Origin of the sequence: Hyphomicrobium sp., from assembly GCF_003987855.1 — a bacterium.
GTDB lineage: Bacteria > Pseudomonadota > Alphaproteobacteria > Rhizobiales > Hyphomicrobiaceae > Hyphomicrobium_B.
Genome location: NZ_RXIZ01000008.1, coordinates 257,504 through 278,819, shown reverse-complemented (window position 1 = coordinate 278,819; position 21,316 = coordinate 257,504). Strand labels below are relative to the sequence as shown.

Sequence of the window (21,316 nt, the reverse complement as noted above, 5' to 3'; positions counted from 1 at the left end):
TTTGAGCAGCCAAAACGCCCAGAAACTTCACGCGGCAGAATTTCGCTCATCGAATAGGAGTCGAATTAAACGTCGAGTAAATTTCGTTAAGCGAAATTCCTTGCCTCAAAACATCGAGCGGCGCACCTTCGCTCTGAGCGGCATCTCCTGCGCGAAGAATATCCGACCAAGGGGCCGGTTGATAAGCTATTTGCCAAGCTCACTGAGCGCATTTTGAAGCGGCGCGCTTGAAATCTGAATGATGCCATGGAAAGGGCGGTCAAGCTCTGAAACAAGAAAAATTGCGCTCGAAAGCACCAGTGAAGAAACGAGAAGCGCAGCGACTACCACCGCGTTTGGCGGGGCGAACAATCCGAAGGCCGCCAAGATGAGTGCAAACCACGAAACCACAACAACGAAGAAGGGTAGGGAAATCGAGCCGTTTTGGTGCGCGAAGAGTGACCAGCGGGTCTTTGCAATGTCTTTAAGAATATCTAACGCGGATGTCTGCAGTACCCGTTGCGCATCGGTCCTCGGTGTCAATGCTTGCACCTGATCGAACATAACCTCGTAACGACCCGACGTGTCGGATGTGGCGCCTGCCTGTGTGCCGTTGGGAGAGAGATGTGGCCAAGTCTTATCCATCATATCGGCCAGTGAATCTCGAAGCGTCTGGCGTGGTTCGCGTGCTTCTGGCCCATAGTGGGCGAGAATGCGGTCGAGATAGATTACGCTCGCTGAGAGCTGCGCTAAGCCATCTCTCTGCGTGTCAAACGTCGCCTTTGCAGATCCGACCAAGAGCCCGAGTACGAGAGCTGCCATCGTGCCGATTATGCCGATCGCAAACTTGATTACGTCCTTGGTTTCAGCGTTGAGGTGGCGCTCTGGAAGAAAACCCCGCAGAAGCAATCCGATAATTGCACCGCCGAAGGTGCAGGCAAAGACTGTCGCGCCGATTGCAAGGGAGCTCATGATTCGTCGGCTAAGCTGGTGATGGGTCGGCAAAGCTTTTGTTTAGTGATTATCGTGCCGATCGGGTTACTTCCCTTTGCTCATCCTTAATGGGCAACTGATCCTAGTCCTGCTCAAGCGCCAGTAGTCAGCTTAAGATTGACCGCTGCCGAACTCAAATAATTAAGCACGGTGAGTAACACACTTTCGATTTGCATGGCAGCAATTGGCCCTTAGCAGAAGAACCGGGTTCGCCCGCTCGTCGTTGACAAGGGACATGCGACCGTCATCAGCAGGTTCGAATCCTGCCGGGATCGCCCATAAAAACAAGGAGATATTTGCTCTCATCCATCCCTTGCATTTTGCTTCCGGTGCGATCCCACGGTGCGATAAAAATGGCCGCTTCAATGCACCAACGAACAGAGTAAGTTTCCGCTCAGACCCCGTGCTTCGCTCCGCAACGCTTGCAAATTTTTGGCATCGCATGACCCACATTATTGCCATCGACCAGGGCACGACCTCGACGCGGGCGACGGTATTCGACGGAAGGCTCTCGCCCGTCGCATCGGCGCAGAAGGAGTTACGGCAAATCTATCCTGCTCCGGGATGGGTCGAGCACGACGCTGAGGAAATCTGGTCGGCGGTGGTCGCAACCGTCCGAGAAGCGATGTCAGTTGCCGGCATTAGCGCTAGTGATGTCGCCGGGATTGGGATCACGAACCAGCGCGAGACCACCATCCTCTGGGATCGGGCCACGGACAAGCCGATCCACAATGCGATCGTATGGCAGGACCGACGAACGGCTGACGCCTGTACCGCCATGCGAACCTCGGGCCTTGAACTTGGCATCACCGAGAAGAGTGGACTCTTAGTCGATCCCTATTTCTCGGCGACCAAGATCGCGTGGCTGTTGGATAACGTGAGCGGCGCTCGCGTTCTTGCAGAGCAAGGAAGGCTCGCATTTGGAACTGTGGATTCGTTTTTGCTTTGGCGTCTTACTGGCGGGAAGGTCCACGCAACCGATGCGACCAACGCGTCGCGGACGCTCCTCTTCAACATCGCGCGCGGCGGATGGGATAAGGAGCTGTGTAGCCAGTTCGCAATTCCCGTGGGATTACTGCCGGAAGTTCGAGATTGCGCTGCAAACTTCGGCGAGACGTTGCCAGAACTCTTCGGAGGTGCAATCCGGGTTTGCGGGATCGCAGGTGATCAGCAAGCGGCGACCATCGGGCAGGGGTGCTTTACGCCAGGCATGATGAAGGTCACATACGGGACCGGTTGCTTCCTGTTGCTCAATACAGGCACCAATCTGGTCTATTCGCGTCATCGCCTACTCACCACCATCGCATATCAGTTCAGTGGAGAGCGAACCTACGCGCTGGAAGGAGCGCTCTTTATTGCTGGAGCAGCCGTACAGTTGCTTCGCGATGGTCTCCATATGATCTCCCGGTCAGCAGAGGCTGACGCGCTCGCGAAAAAAGCCGATCCCCAAGAGGAAGTCTATCTCGTTCCGGCGTTCGTAGGGCTAGGGGCGCCCTATTGGGACGCCGAAGCGCGTGGCGCGTTGTTTGGACTAACGCGCAATTCCGGGCCCGCCGAGATCGCGTTGGCGGCGCTTGAATCCGTGGGTTATCAGACCCGCGACCTTTTGGAAGCGATGCACGCAGACTGTCCTGCACTATCCGAAACGGTGCTGCGCATCGACGGCGGAATGACTGCGAGCGATGTGACCATGCAGTTTGTGGCCGACATTCTGGACGCGCCAGTTGATCGCCCAGTCGTGAGGGAGACCACGTCGCTCGGTGCAGCGTATCTCGCTGGCTATCAAGCAGGCATTTGCCCAGACCCTGCCGGGTTTTCTGCGAGCTGGCGGTTAGACAGACGCTTTTCACCGACAATGGATGCCGCGAAGCGGGCTCGCAAGTGGGCCGGTTGGCGAGACGCCATTGATCGTGTTCGGCGACCGCGCTAGCTCGGGTTGCCCTAAGACTGCGTTAGGTTGCTTTCCGAGCAGTGATCACGGGTGAAATGCTTGAGGAATGAGTGACCTTGTGCATTCCCCTTCGCAAAAAAAGCTCTGATGAGATCTTTGACCCTCACAAACCCTGTTCTTGATCGCGCGCCGGATGGCGGAGGCCGCGTTTCTGCTCCAATCGTCCGATGAGGCCAAAGCGAGAATCGCGAGCCGCGTTGGCTACGAAACAAGCGCGGCATTCTCGAAGCTGTTCCGTCGGCACCATGGCCTGTCCCCAGGTCGCTACCGCACAGAGCGGCGTAAGGGCGACAGCAAAAACTAAATGATGCTGCTGGCAGAATGCCGTTATTCCTAGTTGATCCTAAGGGCCAGCTTCAGACAACCGCGTTAACGCGGCCCTGCGACTGCGCCGACGATCTTTGTCATTCCTATCATCACGTCGAGCCGGATCTTCATGAAATTCTCTTTCGCCTCGATCGGGTCAGCGAGAATGAGTGTACGATCGACAAAGCGCGTGTCGCGCGGCCAGGCTGGCGCGCCTTGGGCTGCCGGCGCGCTGCTTTTTGCAAAATTGAACCAGTATTCGCTGACCTTATTCGCGAAGGCGCGATCGTTTTCAGTGAGCACCGGTTTCGTGACCGGATCGCGGTCGCCAGTGTCGAACACATACGGAATTTCGTCGCCATGCGGCACACCGTTCGGCCGTTCCGGCCGGAGCTTCTCCGCCGTATAATCGAAGTAGTATGTCCACACTGGTGCTTTCTTTGCGTGGCGGTCAGCGATCCAGCGCACCGGCATTGTGAATATGAGATCTCGGGTCGCTTGCCGAGCGCGCTCCTTCTCGTCCTCGACGCCGGGATAGAGCAGCTTTACGACGAAGCCCGCCGCCGCGATTTTGCCGATAACGTCCGCTGGATCGACGCCGAATGCCGCTGCGACGCTCGCGTCGTCGCTATTGTTGCCAAGGATTAACGGCAGCGGTTGCTCTTCACCGGCGCGGAACACGGCGTCGATCGAACGCGGGAGCACTTTGTCGCCGCTGATGGGGACGGGCGCGTTGGACAAGCCTTTCCCTTCGAGCGCGACGAGCTTCTCGGCCGGCACGTCACGCAATTGCTTTGCGGTCGCGCTTGCGCCGGGGAGACCCACGGCGTCGGAGATTTTGACGCTCATTTCAACGGCTTTCTCGCGCGTCATGTCGGGGATTAGGTAAGAGCTTTCCGCAATTCCCTTAGAGAAGAGGCCGTAAGCCAGTGGCGAGGCGAACAGCGCGAGCACGCTCTTGGCCCCGGCGGATTCCCCGAATATCGTGACGTTGTCGGGATCGCCTCCGAAATTGGCGATATTCCGCTTCACCCATTTCAGCGCCGCGATCTGATCGAGCAGTCCAAAGTTCGCCGTCGTCTCGACGCTGTTGCCCGAAATCGCTGGGTGCGAAAAGAATCCGAACTGCCGTAATCTATAGTTGAACGAGACGACGACGGCACCTTTACCCGCCAACGCCGAGCCGTCGGTGTTGGCGAGAGCGCCCGAACCGATGACGTAAGCGCCGCCATGAATCCAAACCATGACCGGCAGGCCAGCGTCCGCCTTCGGCTTCGGTGTCCACACGTTCAGATAGAGACAGTCTTCGCTCATAGGCCGCGGCTTATCCTGTCCGATGATGCCTGGGGGCGCCGCGGCCTGCATGCAATTGGCGCCGTAGGCGTCGGCCATGCGAACACCCTTCCAGGGCGCTACGGGGCGCGGATCACGCCATCTGAGATCGCCGACGGGTGGCGCGGCGAAGGGGATGCCTTTGAACGACGTCACCAGGCCGTGAGTCACGCCTTGGACGCGGCCGGATTGGGTTGCGACGGTCGGCTCCGCCGCCTCAGCGGAATCGCTGACTGCCAAGCACGCAAGCAACGCTGCGATCGCCATTGAGGTCAAACGTCGAGCCATCAAGGAAACGCTTAGCCGCAGCATCCCAACTCCCCCCAAAAGACCAAACATCTCGCGAAAGGACGACGGGTTCAAGACTGACGATAACGTCAGCGATCGGAGCGGCGCAGGGGGCAAGCTTTAAAGTCTGAAGGGCGGCCCGAAACCCCTGATCGAGTGCGCCAGTACCACCTCGTCCCACGCGGCCGACTCTAACGCGCGATGTGAACGGACGAGTGTTCCATGAAACGGGAAGCCGCCAACGCGCGGACGGAGCCCTGAGGGAAGAGCGCGGGTGTTTGAGTCCAAGGAAGCTGTCGAGTCTTCGTTTCGATAGTGTACGCTTTCATCCCGCAGCAGGTGAGCCATTGACCTGAGCGATCACAGCAACGAAGCCCACAGTGTCTGCGAAATATCGCCGTCTGCGATATCAGGCCAACGCTCCGCAAAACGGAAAAACAAAGAAACCTGGAGATCACATAGAAGAGTTATGAGCCCGGGCGCCAGACGATATCGCTCACTTTGATCGCTTTTGGCAAAATGCCGAGCCTAAGGAATGTATCCGCGATGCGCTGCCGCCGACTCCCCGGGCACGACGGCATGCTACTGCCCACGGGCCGCACTTGCGAAGACAGTTGGATCCCTGCCGCAGCGGTTGCGGCATGGGTTCACCTAGCTGCGTGCGAGTTCGTTTGAATGGACCCGAGCGCTTATGGACCTTTGCTGCTGCTGGCCAGCGAACTCGTCTTCGGACTTGTAATTATTATCGCCTTGGCACGGGCCTGGGAGAAAGCTTTAGCTACACACAACTGCCGCACGAACGGTTCAGATACATCTTCTGCTCGTCGGAGCGGCGCCTCGGTCGGAAACGGCCGAGGCGTTTTGCGTGAGTGATGCCGTCAACAATCTGGAGATTAATTCCCTATCTTCTGGGATTCTTTGGAATTCCATCCCGCGGTGCCTATTGCCGACCCTGTCCCTGCGAGTCAGGCAGAAGGCGCAACAAGACGGCCAAATCTCTGATCTCGCTCCGCTTTTCGATCCTAAGCTTCAACTGGGGGAAGCTGATTACGGAGAGATAAAGCGGATCGCGGAGCGCTCACGTGGGGGTCAGGGGATGAAACCAGTCAAAATATGTATCGCGGCAGCAACGCTCGCCTGTCTTTCGACATCTAGTGTGATTGCCCAGGAGGCCGGCGGCACTGCCGCGCCAACGGTACCTGCTCCAAGTGCGGGAACTGCACCAGACCAGCAGAAGCTGCCAGAGGTGCAAGTCATACAGGAAAAGCAGAAGCCGGCGCCCGCTTCTAAAAAGACGACGAAAAAAGTGAAGACGACCGCTGCGCCCCAGGTGCAACCCGGGCCGCCATCATCTGTCGACCCGACGTCCCAAACGACAGCGCAGGGTCCCGCGCCAAATTTTGTGATTCCTCCGCCCCCCGCTGACGTGAAGATATCGCCGCTTCCCGGCAGTGAGATGCCCGTCGGCAAGATCCCCTATACGGTGAACACGCTCTCGTCCGCCGACATCGCGCGAGATCATTCGGTCATCACCCAGGATGTGCTGAACAATCGGATCCCTGGCGTAGTGGTTGACGATCTTCAAGGCAATTCGTTTCAAACCGGCGTGCAATATCGCGGCTTCGAAGCTTCACCCGTGAATGGGTTGCCCCAGGGCTTGGCCGTTTATCAGAACGGTGTGCGCATCAATGAGGCGTTCGGCGATACGGTCAACTGGGACTTCCTCCCCGATGCGGCGATTGCCGACATCACGGTCATGAGCACCAATCCGATTTTCGGGCTGAACGCCATTGGCGGCGCCGTCAATATTACCATGAAGGACGGCTTCAACTTCCATGGCGCTGATGTTGATACGCGCTTCGGATCGTTCGGGCGCAAGCAGGTTTCGTCCGAAGCGGGCATGCAGAGCGGCAATTGGGCGGCATACGGGGCATTCGAAGCGATCGACGACGATGGCTTCCGTGACTTCTCGAGCGCGACAGAGCGCCGTGGCTACCTCGACCTCGGGGTGAGGGGGGATGGAGCGGAGTTCCATTTCAACAGCACCATCGCTTCGAACCAGGTTGGCGTAACCGCTGCGGTTCCGGAAGAACTTCTCAACTTCGCAGGAAGGTCACGCACGTTCACGTCGCCGCAAGTCACCGACAATGACATGCAGATGTACTCTTTGAATGGCGTGGTCCAGGTCACACCGCAAACCGCAGTATCCGGCGTGACTTATTACCGGCACTTCAAGCAAAGTCATATCGACGGCAACATTTCTGAATTCGACGAATGTCCGCCCGGAACGCCCGGAGGTTCGGAACTCTGCACGGAAGACGGCGCTCCACTATTTGGGCTCGGGAAAAATGGCGCGCTCAATCCGATTACGGATCTTGATCAGTACGGCGTTCTCGGCTCGATCGATAAGACGGGTCAGAACGCGGACAGTTTTGGCGTGGCGCTTCAGGCCGCGAACAAATCGGATCTCTTCGGTCATCGCAACCAGTTCATAATCGGCAGCAGCTACGATCATGGTCATGTAGCCTATCAAGCTTCGAGCCAGCTCGGCAGCTTCGAGCCAAAATACGTGGTTGCCGTAACGGGCCCGACTTTGACGGGCGATCCCTCACTCGGAGATGATCTGGATGCATCGTCGGTGACGCCAAGATCGCTCACCACACTCAACGATTACTTTGGAATCTACTTCCTCGATGCGTTCGACGTCACCGATCGGTTGACCGTGACGGCTGGCGGGCGCTTCAACTACGCTCGTGTTCAAATCATCAACACGGGCGAAGAATCTTTGAACGCCCTCAACGGCGTGAACGAATTCAATCGGTTCAATCCTTCAGCCGGCTTCACGTACAAAATTGCGCCGGCCCTTTCGTTCTATGGCGGTTATTCAGAAGCTAACAGGGCGCCGACAGCTTCGGAAATCGCCTGTTCTGACCCGGAAAATCCCTGCATCATCGAAAGCGCGCTGGCTTCGGACCCGCCGTTGAAGCAAGTCGTATCGAGGACATGGGAGCTAGGGTTCCGGGGGCAGAACATCTCCTGGAGCGGGAAGGAGCGGTTCGATTGGGGCATCAACTGGTTCCGCACTCTGAACTCGGATGACATCATTCAGATTGCCGATCAGCAGCAGGGCCGTGGATACTTCGCTAACGCTGGCCTGACACAGCGCCAGGGTGTGGAACTCAACGCGTCTTATCGCAACGAGCGCTGGTTCTGGTACGGAAGCTACGCTTTCATCGATGCAACCTATCAGTCGACGAACATCATACCATCTGAGAACAATCCTAAGGTCACAACTGAGTGCGATGATTTCGGAATTGGCGGCGGCGATGAAGGAGGTGGCGACGAAGACGGAGAAGCGATGTGCATGAAGATCAAGCCAGGCGATCGCATCCCGGGCATTCCGCAACATCGGTTCAAGGCCGGCTTCGACTACAAGATCACGCCGAAGTGGAAGTTTGGTGCCGACCTGATCGCGGCGAGCAGCCAGTTTTTCTACGGCGATGACACAAATGTCGATAAGCCGCTCGGAGGGTATACGAAGGTGAACCTGCACACTTCCTACGACGTCACCGACCACATCCAAGTCTATGGCCTGATCGACAACCTCTTTGATCAGCAGTACGGCATCTACGGAACTTATTTTAATACCAAGCTCGCGCAGCAGGCAGGACCTGGCTGTGGCAGCGATCCGACCTGCAGCGGCGCGTCGAGCGGCGGCGGACCCGATCCGTCTCTCAACGGCCTCAAGTATGATCCCAACAACGCGCGGACGATAACGCCTGCGATCCCCTTCGCGGCGTACGGCGGCATCAAAGTAAAATTCTAATAATGGGAAGGCGCGGCTGCCTGCGCCCTCTCTTTTCTGCCAGTCGATGTTCTTCCCGTCGCTCGATGGCATCCTTGAGGACGGCGATCAATGGGTCGCCGTCCTCTTTGATATCATTTGCCGCTGGGCTTCACAGCCACTCCCCAGGGCAGGCGCCCGACCGGGACGGACTTCTCTGCCTTAAGCGACGCGATGTCGATGACGGTGATGTCGTTCGTCATTCCGTTCGCGACATACATTTTCGTGCCGTCCGGCTTCAGCTCCAGGTGCCAGGGGCGCTGGCCGACAAGGATGTAGCTCTTGACCTCATGTGTCGCCGCATCGATTACGGCAACCCGATTGGATGGTCCAAGTGCAACAAACGCGGTCTTGCCATCCAAGGTAAAGCGAATGCCGATCGGCTGCATAAGTTCCGGTCGGACGCCTGGAACATCGAAGCTGAGCTTCTTCTTGATCTCATAGGTTTTCGTATCGATGACGGCGACGGTACCGCCGACCTCCGCGGAAACCCAAACCTCCTTGCCGTCCTTAGTGAAGGTTGCTTCGCGCGGGCGGGTGTCGACCAGGATATTGGCAAGCACTTTATTGCTTTTTGCGTCGATGAAGTGCGCCATGCTGGTCTGTTCCGACGTGTTGACGACCAGGCTGTCATCGGGAGAGACGGCCATGCCCTCGGGTTCGACGCCGACTGGAATTTCGGTGATGGCGTTGCCAGTCGCCCTATCCATGACAGTCACGAGGCCATCATCCTCGTTCGCGACGTAAATGCGATCGCCCTTGTGACTAATCGCTAGAAGTTCGGGGTCAGGTCCGGACGCAGCGAAGGATTTTGTAACTTCGAGCTTCTCCGTGTCGATGACATCGAGGCGGCTATCGTCGCCGATACAGATGATAAGTTCCTTGTAATCGGGTGTTAGCGCCAAGCCGCGTGGGCGTTTGCCCGTCGGAATGGTCTTGATGACCTTCAGCGTATCGCTGTCGATCACCGTGACGGTATTATCTCGCTCGTTGGAGACAAAGATTCTGTCGGCGAAGGCCGAGGGTGCCGCGCTCAGCATCAATGAAGTTATCAGCATGCGCGTCGAGAGCTTCAGCATATTCTTACCTATTCAATTGCGATTATCATCCGCGCAGCTTGCATTCCGTCTCGGGTTCATCGACGCCCAGCGTATCCGTCAGATAAGTTGGATGGAGAAAACCTTCTTGCGGAGAAACGGAAACCAGCGTCCTGGGACCAGTGAGAATGATGGGCTGCCGAAGCTGGCGGTCCCAGGGGCGGAACGACAACCCTTGGCCCTTAAAGCCGGCGACTTGAAATGGCTTCGACATGATATAAGTGCGCCAGCCGGCAGCATCCGTTTGGCCGGACCGCGTGAGCGCCTCGCCAAATACGCGAACGGCGAGCCAAGCCAAGTAGTCCCTTTCAGTCATGGCGCGCTTTGACTTCGCGCGAAAGCGCGTTTGCAATTGAATGCCGCCATACTCTTCGTAGACGGGCGACCACGCCACCGCGACGAGTCCTTGCGTCCCTGCGACCGGTTTGGGGACCGACGTGCGCCACAGGAGATAATCACCAAAGCTATCGTCGGTATCTGCCACGAAGACGATGTCATGCTGCGGCGGCGATTGCGTCCTCATTGGGATCTGGGTCTGGATCTGCTGGTGACCCGTTTCGGAATTGCGGTTTCCGGGATCAAAAGCGATTTTTCGCTCTTCGGCGATGAGACTTCCGAATTTTTTCGCCGCGCGCTTCAGTGACTGAGCATATTGCGCGTCGGCTTTTGCATCGCCGGTGAGAAGAAACCAATGGTTCCACCGCTTCCACGCCATGTATTGGCCGAGTGCGTCCGCCCTCATGGCCCAACTGGGAGCGACATGGAATACGTTCTGACGGCAATCCTTGCCCCTAAGGTCATCATCACTCGAGCGGGCATTGATGATGATCGCGCCGCGCGCCTCAGGGAGATCGGCAACGCGGAGCAGATCCTCCGGCTCGAGATCCGCCACAATAAGCTTTGTAACCTTCAGGAGCTCTTTGGCGTCAGCGGCAACGTCACCGTTGCGCGGAGTGATCCGTTCTTGAAGTTGGTAGGTTTGGTTGAGAAACCGGCCCGTGGCTGCGTTGTCGCTCAAGCCTAGTCGCGCGCCTTGAACACCCTCATCGCTTACAGCCGGTTCGACGAGGGATACGGGAAGCGGCTCACGATAATCGCGACCAAGATACCCTATGGTGACGTCGAGCGCGGACGGTTGCGCGGGACTAGCGCTGGCTGTTGCCGTCAGGATAAGCGACAGCAACAGGGCAAGGCATGGGGTACGCATATTCACCGGTTCTCATTGAGTCGTCTTCGACCCATCGTTCAAAGGCGCGGGCGCGGCGCTCGTGAGGAACTTGAGTGCGCCGGTTGCCGCTTCATTGCCCGCTTCATTCGCGATGTCGAGGGCGGTTTTTCCCGTCGATGACTTCAATTTTGCATCAGCACCAGCGCGCAGGAGCAGGCCGATCATCGGTGCATTGTTCTGTCCGGCTGCGATCATCAGGGCTGTGATGCCCTCTTTGGTCTGAGCGTTCACGTCCGCTCCTCGCTTGATCAAATCTTCGGCAAGAGCAAGCGGTGTGGGCCCTCGCGCGAGCTGGCTTAGGCGCTGTTGAGGCTGCAGCTGGGTCGCGCAGACCATCAGTGGCGTCAGCTTCTCTGGTCCGTGAGCGACGTTGACTTTGACGCCTGCATCTATAAGCGCCTTCGCCGCAAAGAATTTACCTTCCGACAGGGCAATCTCGAGTGCTGTGTAGCCTTTCTCGGTTCCTTTCTCGAGATCGGCGCCGTGTTGTGAAAGTATCTGAATCGATGGCACGTGATTGACGTTGATCGCATGTTGGAGGGCCGTCATACCGTCATTATCAATGGCATCAACGTTCGCCCCGTGGTCGAGAAGAATCTGCATCAGGTCCGTGCGCCGGATGCTTGCCGCCGCGCCGAGCGGAAGCGCCCCCAATTGATCCGGCTTGTTGACGTCGGCACCCTTTTCGATGAGGAACCTCACCCGCTCGGCGTCAGCGCCGACAACCGCGTTCATGAGCTCGGCATTGACGTCGACACCGTCCTTGAGCCACGCCTCGAGGCGTTCGCGCGTTACGATCTGATCGGGTGAAGCGTCTGCGGCATGTTCATGAGACTTCTGGACCGTCATGAAGCGGTCCTCGTAGGCTTGTCCCTCTCGCTCTTGAAGTGTTCCGCGCGAGGGTAACGTTCCCTCGACGATGCAGTTTGAGCATTTGACCAAGGGGACCCCGTAGTCTTCGAGGATCTTCGCGATTTCGTCCTTGGCGTCTTCCATGGCCATGTCGATCTTGAGCTTTAGAACGACATCGGTGTTCTGTACGCCCCAACCAAGCGAGAACTCGAGCGGGATGTTGTCGACCATCATGTTGACCGGCTCAATGGTAAGAGGCGCGCCTTTTTTCTTCAGCCAGCCTGCAAATGGTCCCCAGACCGCAGCCATATCGATATTGCCGTCGACGACGCGCTGAACCTGGCGCCACGGCTGCCGCTCGGGCTCAAGATCGGCGTCGACACTGATGATCTGCAGATCCACCTTCTCTTTGATGTCGTGCTCGGCCAGCACCTGTCGCATCGCCGATTGCTGGAAGACGCCGATTCTCAGCTGATGCAGGATGGGATCATCCATGTTCTTGACGCTGATCCCCTTGTCGGAGCGATAAGCGAGAACGTAGGTCGAGCGATAAACCGGGACGGTCGTCAGCAAATCAGGATAATCCGTGGGCATGCCCAGCAGGATTTGGCATTCGTGATTATCAAACGTTTCGCGAGTCAATCCGCGTTCGATGTAGGGACGCCAGAAGAACGTGATGTCGACGCCAAGCTTGCGCCCCACGGCTTCGGCGATCTTGTTCTCGAAACCCTCTTTCTTGTTGTCGGAGAGTGGAAGGTTGCCGGGATCAGCGCAGGCCACAAGGTTCGTGAGCTTGAGCTTCTTTGCTTCCTCCTTCGCCGCCGACAACTCGGCCGAGGTCAGCTGATCGAAGGGTTTGGATTTGAGGTAGCTTAGATCGCGGCCAAAGGCGACGGTCGCTGAAATCGTGAGTAGTCCAAAGGTCAGAAGAGTTCTGGCGCCACGCATGTCGGACCTCTTTTGGTCTTGTTGGTCTCGCGTCCGTGCAGGCGCGAGACGAAGCAAAAGGCTGGGGCTTAAAACATTTGGCGTCCGGCCCGTTGCCGGTCCGGACGCCGCAGTCTTCCAGTTCGTGTCGTCCACCTTTACGGATAGACGCGGAAGGTCGTGAGCACACCACCCTGCGGGATCTTGTCGAGGCCAGCGGCTTTTGCCATGGCCGTCGCACCGATCGCGCCGAACTTGTCGTCCATATCGAGACCAGCCGTGACCGGGATACCGATCCAGCCGCCGAGACCGGCGAACACTGAGATGTATTCCTTGCCGTCGACCTTCCACGCGATCGGGTTGCCGATGATGCCCGACGCCAGCTTACGCTCCCAGACGACCTTGCCCGTGTTGCGGTCGACCGCACGGAACTGTCCGCCGTTCGAACCATAGAACATGAGGCCACCGTCAGTGTTCAGCGTGCCCGACCAGTTCGGATAAGGATCCGGAATTTCCCAATCGGCCTTGCCTGTCAGGATGTCGAACTTCTTGATCTTGCCAGTAACGCCAGGCTTCTCGGGATACATGTAGACGTTAGCAAAGACATACACCGTGCCCTGCTGGGTATGCGTACGATCCTGCGGCTCGTCTTCCATGCACCAGTTGTTGGTAGGGCAGTAGAACTTGTTGGGTTCCTTCGGATCGACCGAGCAAGGCTGCTGGTCCTTGCCGCCCATTGCCGATGGGCAGGCCTGGACGTTGCGGTGGCGCTCGAACGGCGAATGCTCATAGACCTTGATCGGACGACCGGTCTTGAGGTCGACCTTCTCGGCCCAGTTGACCGTCACGAACTTGTTGGCGCGCAGCAGCGTGCCGTCGTCACGGTTGAGCACGTAGTTGAAGCCGTTGCGGTCAAAGTGAACGAGCACGTCCTGCTTCTTGCCGTCGACATCAAGGTTGTCGACCAGGATGTTCTCGTTGACGCCGTCATAGTCCCACTGGTCGAATGGCGTCATCTGATAGGCCCAAGCGACCGTTCCGTCCTCGACGTGACGGGCGAAAATGGTCATGGACCACTTGTTGTCGTGCTTGCCATCGTTGCACTCGTCGTGCGTTTTGGCCGAGCAACGATAGGACGGGCTCCAGTGGCCGGGGTTACCGGTCGACCAGTAGACGAGCTTGCGCTTGGGGTCGTAGCTGCCCCATGCCCAATATGAACCGCCGCCGATCTTCCACTCGCCGCCATTCGTCGAAGGGTAGCTGGTGACGCCAATGTCGTGGCCGGCGGTGCCGTACTCAGGATGCGCCTTATTGGTCTCTGGCGTCAGACAGACGTCCTTGTCCGGACCGTTCGAATGGCATTTCCAGCGAACTTTGCCGGTCTTGAGATCGTAGGCTGTCAGTCGACCGCGCGCCGCAAATTCGTCGCCGCCGAAGCCGGCGATAACGAGATCTTCAGCGACCAGAGTCGGACCGGTAATGGTCTCGCCATGCTCCGGATAAGCATGTTTTACGACCCAGACTTCCTTGCCGGTCGAAGCATCGAGCGCAATGATGAAGCCATCGAGCGTATGATAGATAACCTTGTTGTCGGCATAGTTCACACCACGATGGACGGTATCGCAGCATGCGCGCGGCACGGCCGTCTCGTCGCGATCCGTCTTCTTGACGTAGTTCCAGACCTGAACAGGATTATCAGGATCGGTGAGATCCAGGGCCTGCAGAATATTGCACTGAGCCATGTTGGGGCAACCCGATGAGAAGTACATCATCGGTTTGCCGTTATGAATGACGACGATCGGCTGGCCTTCGTGACCGCGCAGCGCGCCCGTTGATTGCTGCCATGCCATCTGCAGCTTGTTGACGTTATCTAGGTTGATATCCTTGAGGTCGGAATGGCGCGTCAGCTGATTATCGCGGCCGGGAGCCGGCCAAAGATCAGGGTTCTTTGCTTCTTGCTCGATCTGCTCGTTGGCAAAACTTGGGACTGACGCAGCGCCGCATAAAAGCGCCACCGCAAGGCCGCCCGCCCACAGGAATGATTTCCTGAAGCTCATGGGTTTTCCTCTCCATCCATTTCGACACATGCGTTTGTCCTGCCGTTGATGCTGAAGCATCAACTCACGCCGAGGCGTGGCCACGCGAGCAAGGCCGATTACGCTGCATCAATTGCTGTCATGCGGTTCTCCTGAACGCATCGCAGCGCGGCGGAGATCCGCTGACCAGAAACGCGGAGGGCAATGTGAAAATGGAAGTAAGCGCATTCCGCACCACTCCTCCACGAGCGTGACGGCGGGACACTAGTTGTCAAAATTGCTTGCTTCCACGGGATGAATTCCCGATGTTTTTTGACCGCCTTCCCATTGGAAGAGTGGAGCGAACAATCGTTGTAAGCGCTCGCTGTTGCGTCAATTGATTGGCCCGCAGTTACGCGCCCGCGCTGCTTTAGGGCACGTTCATGGAGGAAACCGAATAGCAGGCGGGGCGCTTTCTATTGGCAGGTCACGTTGAAAACTGTAGCGCCGCATTGACCGCCTGCTTCAGACTTCGCCTTCGCCAAGGTGAAGAACTTCCAGCCATCTTTCTGGCAACTGATCAAAGCCGCTACACCAGGATCGGTGCCGCATGGCAGATAGCGGTTCTCCGCGCACTTCTGCGGATCATCCGCTTCGCACATCTGAAATTTCAGCGGGCTCTTCGAGCCATTCTCTGCCAGGACGACCGTCGACTGAACTGTTAAAGCGAGACCAATCGACAGCGCAATTGTTCGGCGCATTGTTTCCTCTCCGCTGAAAAGTCATGATGGCGGTGGCTAAACTTTTTCGACGGTGCAGACAACTGGTCCCGAGGAACTCTCTCATGGACCCGAGAAAGTCGGGAAGATCTCCCAGGAAAAGCTAACGGCAGCATTCCCGCGCAGCTATGAGCGACTTACCTAAACTTCACATGCTTCCACGCTCGCCAGCGCATCCACGACGGGTAGTGTCACCGAGAGTGCCGTGCCGCCTTCCCGCTGGGATTCGATGGCCATAGAGCCGGACATTGCGCTAACGCGCTCTCGCATCGCCTTCAATCCAAACCCCTCCGAACCGTCAGCGCGACCCTTGCCATTATCGCGGATAGAAATATTGACAGCAGTTTGGCTCGGGGGTTGGTCGGAGTTTGTGAATGACACCACGACTGAGATATTTTTCGCGCCAGAGTGGCGAAAGGCGTTGGTCAGACCCTCTTGGACAACTCGAAAAATCGTTAGCTTTCGTGTGTCATCCAGATCGTCGATGCGCTCGTCGATCGATGTCTGAAGATCAACCCCGCTCTTGTGCCGTTGCCACATATCGGCCATTGCCTGCAGAGAGCCGCTCAGACCAAGTTCTGCCAAACCAGCAGGTGTGAGGCGTTCCAGAACACGCCGGTTCGTCTGTTGAAGAAGATCGAGATGGCTTGAAATCTGACCGTTGAGGCGAAGGCTTCGCGATCTATCGATTTCTGATTTCTCGAGCTCGCGGCGTAGAAGCGAAGCGTCTGCGCGCATCGCAAAAAGATAGGGGCCAAGTTCATCGTGAAGCTCTCGAGCGATGTCGCGCCGTTCCTCATCTTGTATCGAGATCATGTTAGCGGTCAGTCGTCGATTGTCCTTCTGTGATCTCTGCAACGCAGCGGCCAGTAGATTGAGGCTGCCGCAGATGGACTTGATCTCGGGGGGGCCTACCTCTGGGACCCGCAAGTCGAATTCACCCCCGGACATGCGGTGCATCGCATCACGAAGTGCGCGGACGGGCTGGAGCGAGCGATTGACGATCAGCCAAGTCAGAAACAGCATGATCGCGGATACGATCGTTCCCCATTGGAATATGCGAAAAATGGCTTCAAGCAGTTCCGAGAACTCGTCTCCGGGTCTTGGCGTGACGACAATCGTGTCGAGGAGCTGTCCACGCGCTTCTACGGGAATCTTCAAGGGCGCGACCGGAAGAGACTTCCCTCCCGAAAACCATGTCCTTTCCAGACCATCGTCGAGCGTCGGGTCAGCTTCTCCTTTCTGGGAAGCAAGTGACACCGAGGCATGACGCAGATGTTTCAACTCGGCGATGAGCCTCGTCAGGCCTTGCCTCGGATCGTTCGACTCGCGAATGGGCACGAGCGCCGAGCGGATAAGCGTTTCGGTAAGCAGCATGGTGCTTGCGTTCTCGACATCCATGCGTGGCTTGGCGTCCAGCAGAATGAATCCGATCATACAAAGCAGCCCGATCACTGATAGGGCCGCAATCGCCAGATTGAGACGCAACTGAATCGACATGACGCCTTCGCACTCTGTTAGGAATTTTTTCCCGTGAGATCGGGATTGATAATCGCAACTCGCTCGTTACAACGAAGATATCTGAAGCGAAAGAGAGCGCAGACTGACGTGAAGCTTCTCGTAGTCGAGGATCATCCGATTGTCATCTCGGGTTGCCGTGCATTGTTTTCAGATGACGACAACGTCACGATGATTGAGGTGCGGACCGCATCCGAGGCGCGCACGGCAATGCGAGAGCATCTGCCAGACGTGACGGTCGTCGACATAAATCTTCCCGATGGCTCGGGTCTCGAACTCACGCGCGAATTCGTCGGTGACAATCCGGACGCGCGCGTAATCGTCTTCTCGATGAGCGATACCCCGATGATCGCGGTTCAAGCAATCGAGTGCGGCGCCAAGAGTTATGTCAGCAAAAATGGCAATCCCTTCGACTTAAGGGACGCGGTGTACGCGGTGGACCGGGGCGAGCCCTGGATGGCCGATGATCTCATTCAGGAAATCGCATTGCTGCGGGCCAAAGCGCCTGGCACTTCGGCGTTACTGAGCGATCGAGAGCATCAAGTGCTTCGGATGCTCACCCGGGGCCGGAGTATGGCAGAGATCGCGAGCGACATCGCAGTATCTTATAAAACGGTCGCGGGAGACTGCGCCATGCTCCGCCATAAGCTGAACGCGCGTACGTCATCGGAAATGATACGCATCGCCGTCGAATTGAAACTCGTGTGAGACGCCTCGCGGTTTGAGCTAGCGATGGCGTCTCACCTCTCAATACCGCTCACTGTACAAGTAGACGCGTTCCATCTGGCGCTTCCGCTTCACCGGGTTTGAGCTCGCCACAGGCGCTACCGACAAAGGTGCCAAGTTGCGTGATCGTGCGTTTCACGACGACGCTCTGAGCCGTTTGCTTAGGATCCGTCGTGGTGCTGTCGATCGTGATTTTGAATGTGGACTGGAAATCGCCCGACATGTTGGTCGTGCTGACCACCTTGCGGCCATTATAAACACAGTCGGCATCGACGATTGTGCTGCCGCCCGATGTCTTGATGTTGTAGGCGGAGCAATTTGCCTTGTGATCAGCGATGCTCCCCATGACTGTATTCTTCTCCATATCCGCATCGATGCACATCTTCATGACCTGATCTTTCGGGCCATTGCCCTCATCCATTTGGGTTTTGAGTTCCCAAAGGCCCGCTTTTCTCTCAGGCAATGTCGTTGCAGCCACGTCGCCGAAAGTCGGTCCTGAGGACACGCCGAGAATAAACAGAGATGCAGAGAGCCAACCTAGGTCGCGCATTCAATTCCTCCAACGGGCACATTGTTCTTGTCGTCGTCAATGGCGTGCTTTTGTAGGAGCGATCTCTACGGCCGCCGCGTTGCGGGGCGCAATAGTTGGATGATCTGGAAGAAAAGTTTGGGAATTATTCCCGTTGTGAAGGGTGCGTCGACCTTCTCATTGTCCCGCGCGATCCAATCTCGGGAGCCGTGCGAATGCTGCGCCCACTTTCTTTCAGTTTGGTCTTTGTCGGTTTTCTGCTCACAAGTCCTTTTCATTTGCTGGCAGACGGCCAAACAGCAACCGGACCGCGACTTGTCCTGTCGGGTCACACCAGCGATGTCTGGGTGGCAAGGTTCAGTCCCGATGGATTGCGCATCTTGACGGCCTCGAACGATAAGACGGCGAAGCTTTGGAATGCGCAGACGGGTGTGGAGATCGCAACGCTAACGGGGCATGCGGAAGGAGTCCGCAATGCGGCGTTCAGTCCTGATGGCAAAACTGTTGTGACCGTTGCGCGCGACGGGAGCGGGCGGATTTGGAATGGCGTGACAGGCGCTTCGATCGGAGAGCTGGTTGGTCATACGGCCATGGTTGAAGCTCTTGCCTTCAGTCCCGACGGGTCTCGTATAGCGACTGGCTCTCTCGATACCACCGCCCGCGTATGGGATTCCTCGACGGGGAAAGAGCTACTGAAACTATCAGGCCACGAGGGGAACATTGGCGATTTGGAATTCAGCCCTGACGGCTCGCTTATCGTCACTGCATCAAACGACCGGAGCGCGCGGATTTGGAACGCAAAGACAGGAGCGTTGCGATTTGCATTGGGCGACCATACCGGCATGGTGACGAGCGCAACCTTCAGCCCGGATGGATCGAAAATCGCAACGTCGTCGAGCGACAAGATCGTTCGCATCTGGAATGCGTCGACCGGCCAACTAATCCGAAAGCTCGAAGGACACCAGCGCGGCGTGTTACGCGTCATCTTCGATCGCTCCGGCAACAAGGTCTATTCAGCTTCGACGGACAAAACTGCGAAACTTTGGGATATCTCGACAGGCACTGCCGTCGCGACCTTCGCTGGCCACGATCGATATGTCATGCGTTTGGCTTTAAGCCCGGATGGCTCCCATCTTCTCACCGCCTCGCATGACAAGACGGCACGTATCTGGGATGCGCGCTCAGGGGCTCTGCTGCTGACACTGGCGGGGCATCTGATGGAGGTTGAAGATGCGGAATTTTCGCCGAGCGGACGGGAGGTGGTTACGGCATCCTATGATGGCAAAGTCCGAGTCTGGGACGTGTCGCAGTTATCGTCACCATGAAATATCAGATTGCATTGCCTCGGAGAAAGCAGGTGGTGATCGCCTTCTTGGCGGGCGTGATGGCCGCAGTCCCCATTGTCGCGCGATGCGAAGACAAGAGCGGCGAATGCATGAAAGATCTGATGTTCGTCTTCGATGCATCAGGTTCGATGGGCACCACCGATCTGACGACGAAAGAACCTCATATCGCGCGCGTCAAGCGCGCACTGCATCGGATACTTCCGGAGATTCCCCGCTCGCGACGGATGGGGCTCATCATCTACGGTGAGGGCGCGTATAATCAGTGCGACAGCATCGAACTTAAGGTTCGGCCGCAGACGAATGCTGCGTCTCTGATCGTATCGGAGGTCGATAAAGTCCAACCAGCAGGGAGGACGCCTCTGACCCAGTCGGTCAAAGACGCAGCGGAAGTTCTCGACTATCGAAGTAGCCCGGCTGTGATCGTTCTTCTGACGGACGGGGAGGAGACCTGCGCGGGCAAGCCGTGCGAGATGGCAGATGCGCTAAAGGCTAAAGCCGCGGATATGACGATCCACGTCATCGGCTATAGGCATCGTGATGCGGCTGGTCTCGGGGCGGTTTTTGGAGCTCGTTGTCTGGCGGAGCAAACGGGTGGCCTATACCTTGCCGTCGAGAGTGAGGATGAGCTCGCCGATGCACTTCGTAGAACGCTGACTTGCCAACTGGCGGCGTCGCATACGCAACAATCGACCCCCGTCAGGAAGGCGGAGATATCGAGCCGGTCGCCTTGAATTTCGCTCCCGACGTATCGCTTGCGTTGAGCTCGAGATCGGCGAGGCTGTCAGCTGCGAACGTGAAGCGAATATTCGGGTCCTCGGAAATGGAGATGCCTCCTGCCATAGACCAGATGACGTCCTGACCTTGCTTGACTTCTATGGCGTTGACAAAGCGGGCCGGGGTGTAGTCACCGGTCCTGCTATTCATTTGCATACCCGTGAAGTTCGGATGCTTGATCATGACCCGTGCTTCGCGCCAGTTCGGGCCCTTGGCGTCGTCGCGGCGTATGACGAGACGTGCCTTGCCGAGTTGCGCCAACGCGACTTCAGTATCCTTCGATGCCGGTGCAGAGCATCCTCCGGATCCTATCACGAATTTGGAGACCATGTGCAGGCGTCCATCGGTCGTCTCCAAGATCGCGCGCACGCGACTGAAGGCGTCAACACGGATACGCGTCGCGATTGTCCTTTCGCCGATGTCGGGGCCGCGTCGGTAAGCATCTCCAAACGTGAATTGTGCCGCGACCGGAACTGGGTTGCGGTCGATCATCAATGTCAGGGACTTCGCCCCGGGAACCATCATGGGCGAAATCGCAATAGCCACAGGTACTGCGGCAGCATCGTCCGCTTGGTTGGGTGCAAACAGCTGAATGGTGGCGTCTTCGGCGAGGGGCCTGTCTTGAAAGAGCTCTTTTCTGAGACCCGGCCAGGGATCGTCATCCGCGCGCGCTGCGCTCGCTATCGAAATGGCTGCCATCAGGCCGATACACGCTCGAATGACCACTCGCCGGCCATGCACGTTCTCATTCATTCCGGACACCATGAGTTAGGGGTAAACCCCTTGCACCGCGTACGATCGAGAATAACTCGAACGGCCCGGTTGCAATTGC

15 protein-coding genes and 1 pseudogene are annotated in these 21,316 nt (G+C 57.4%); 6 read left to right on the top strand and 10 right to left on the bottom strand.

Annotated features, from left to right (window positions below; genetic code table 11):
- Positions 1 to 186: 186 nt before the first annotated feature.
- Positions 187 to 951, bottom strand: a complete 765-nt coding sequence (locus tag EKK30_RS08505) for a DUF4239 domain-containing protein (RefSeq protein WP_290983196.1) — start codon at positions 949 to 951, stop codon at positions 187 to 189.
- Positions 952 to 1,414: 463 nt separating this feature from the next.
- Between EKK30_RS08505 and glpK the strand changes: the two genes are divergently transcribed.
- Both glpK and EKK30_RS08495 read left to right on the top strand, forming a co-directional pair.
- A complete protein-coding gene (gene glpK, locus EKK30_RS08500) occupies positions 1,415 to 2,902 on the top strand; it encodes a glycerol kinase GlpK (RefSeq protein WP_290983193.1) in 1,488 nt (495 codons plus the stop codon).
- Between the two features lie 136 nt (positions 2,903 to 3,038).
- Positions 3,039 to 3,227: pseudogene (locus EKK30_RS08495) on the top strand (helix-turn-helix domain-containing protein); the annotation flags it as partial.
- A gap of 65 nt (positions 3,228 to 3,292) precedes the next feature.
- Here EKK30_RS08495 and EKK30_RS08490 read toward each other — a convergent pair.
- The gene (locus EKK30_RS08490; RefSeq protein ID WP_290983191.1) at positions 3,293 to 4,873 is read right to left on the bottom strand and encodes a carboxylesterase/lipase family protein; all 1,581 of its coding nucleotides are present in this window, start codon (positions 4,871 to 4,873) and stop codon (positions 3,293 to 3,295) included.
- 1,072 nt (positions 4,874 to 5,945) lie between these two features.
- Between EKK30_RS08490 and EKK30_RS08485 the strand changes: the two genes are divergently transcribed.
- Positions 5,946 to 8,675, top strand: a complete 2,730-nt coding sequence (locus EKK30_RS08485) for a TonB-dependent receptor (protein ID WP_290983188.1) — start codon at positions 5,946 to 5,948, stop codon at positions 8,673 to 8,675.
- Positions 8,676 to 8,788: 113 nt separating this feature from the next.
- Here EKK30_RS08485 and EKK30_RS08480 read toward each other — a convergent pair whose 3' ends face one another.
- The 6 genes from EKK30_RS08480 to EKK30_RS08455 form a co-directional block, all read right to left on the bottom strand.
- Positions 8,789 to 9,772 carry a PQQ-dependent catabolism-associated beta-propeller protein gene (locus tag EKK30_RS08480; protein WP_290983185.1) on the bottom strand — a complete coding sequence of 328 codons (984 nt, stop codon included), beginning with the start codon at positions 9,770 to 9,772 and terminating at the stop codon, positions 8,789 to 8,791.
- 25 nt (positions 9,773 to 9,797) lie between these two features.
- A complete protein-coding gene (locus EKK30_RS08475; RefSeq protein WP_290983182.1) occupies positions 9,798 to 10,997 on the bottom strand; it encodes an ABC transporter substrate-binding protein in 1,200 nt (399 codons plus the stop codon).
- Between the two features lie 12 nt (positions 10,998 to 11,009).
- Positions 11,010 to 12,818 (bottom strand): quinoprotein dehydrogenase-associated putative ABC transporter substrate-binding protein, encoded by a 1,809-nt coding sequence (locus EKK30_RS08470; RefSeq protein ID WP_290983179.1) that lies wholly within the window; start codon positions 12,816 to 12,818, stop codon positions 11,010 to 11,012.
- A gap of 137 nt (positions 12,819 to 12,955) precedes the next feature.
- Positions 12,956 to 14,854, bottom strand: coding sequence for a PQQ-dependent dehydrogenase, methanol/ethanol family (locus tag EKK30_RS08465; RefSeq protein WP_290983176.1), 1,899 nt, complete (start codon positions 14,852 to 14,854; stop codon positions 12,956 to 12,958).
- Positions 14,855 to 15,288: 434 nt separating this feature from the next.
- A complete protein-coding gene (locus EKK30_RS08460) occupies positions 15,289 to 15,573 on the bottom strand; it encodes a hypothetical protein (protein ID WP_290983173.1) in 285 nt (94 codons plus the stop codon).
- A gap of 159 nt (positions 15,574 to 15,732) precedes the next feature.
- Positions 15,733 to 17,091 carry an ATP-binding protein gene (locus EKK30_RS08455; protein ID WP_290983169.1) on the bottom strand — a complete coding sequence of 453 codons (1,359 nt, stop codon included), beginning with the start codon at positions 17,089 to 17,091 and terminating at the stop codon, positions 15,733 to 15,735.
- Positions 17,092 to 17,199: 108 nt separating this feature from the next.
- Between EKK30_RS08455 and EKK30_RS08450 the strand changes: the two genes are divergently transcribed.
- Positions 17,200 to 17,817 (top strand): response regulator transcription factor, encoded by a 618-nt coding sequence (locus EKK30_RS08450; RefSeq protein ID WP_290983166.1) that lies wholly within the window; start codon positions 17,200 to 17,202, stop codon positions 17,815 to 17,817.
- 49 nt (positions 17,818 to 17,866) lie between these two features.
- On the opposite strand, the gene EKK30_RS08445 is transcribed toward EKK30_RS08450, so the two are convergent.
- Positions 17,867 to 18,385 carry a DUF3617 family protein gene (locus EKK30_RS08445; RefSeq protein ID WP_290983163.1) on the bottom strand — a complete coding sequence of 173 codons (519 nt, stop codon included), beginning with the start codon at positions 18,383 to 18,385 and terminating at the stop codon, positions 17,867 to 17,869.
- 194 nt (positions 18,386 to 18,579) lie between these two features.
- On the opposite strand from EKK30_RS08445, the gene EKK30_RS08440 reads away from it, so the two are divergent.
- Positions 18,580 to 19,689: a WD40 repeat domain-containing protein gene (locus tag EKK30_RS08440; RefSeq protein ID WP_290983161.1), complete on the top strand. Its 1,110-nt coding sequence runs from the start codon at positions 18,580 to 18,582 to the stop codon at positions 19,687 to 19,689.
- On the top strand, positions 19,686 to 20,441 hold the full coding sequence (locus EKK30_RS08435) for a VWA domain-containing protein (protein WP_290983158.1): 756 nt from the start codon (positions 19,686 to 19,688) through the stop codon (positions 20,439 to 20,441). Before EKK30_RS08440 ends, EKK30_RS08435 begins: the two co-directional genes overlap by 4 nt.
- On the opposite strand, the gene EKK30_RS08430 is transcribed toward EKK30_RS08435, so the two are convergent.
- Positions 20,407 to 21,237 (bottom strand): quinoprotein dehydrogenase-associated SoxYZ-like carrier, encoded by an 831-nt coding sequence (locus EKK30_RS08430; RefSeq protein WP_290983154.1) that lies wholly within the window; start codon positions 21,235 to 21,237, stop codon positions 20,407 to 20,409. The two genes, EKK30_RS08435 and EKK30_RS08430, sit on opposite strands and share 35 nt — an antisense overlap.
- Positions 21,238 to 21,316 lie beyond the last annotated feature (79 nt).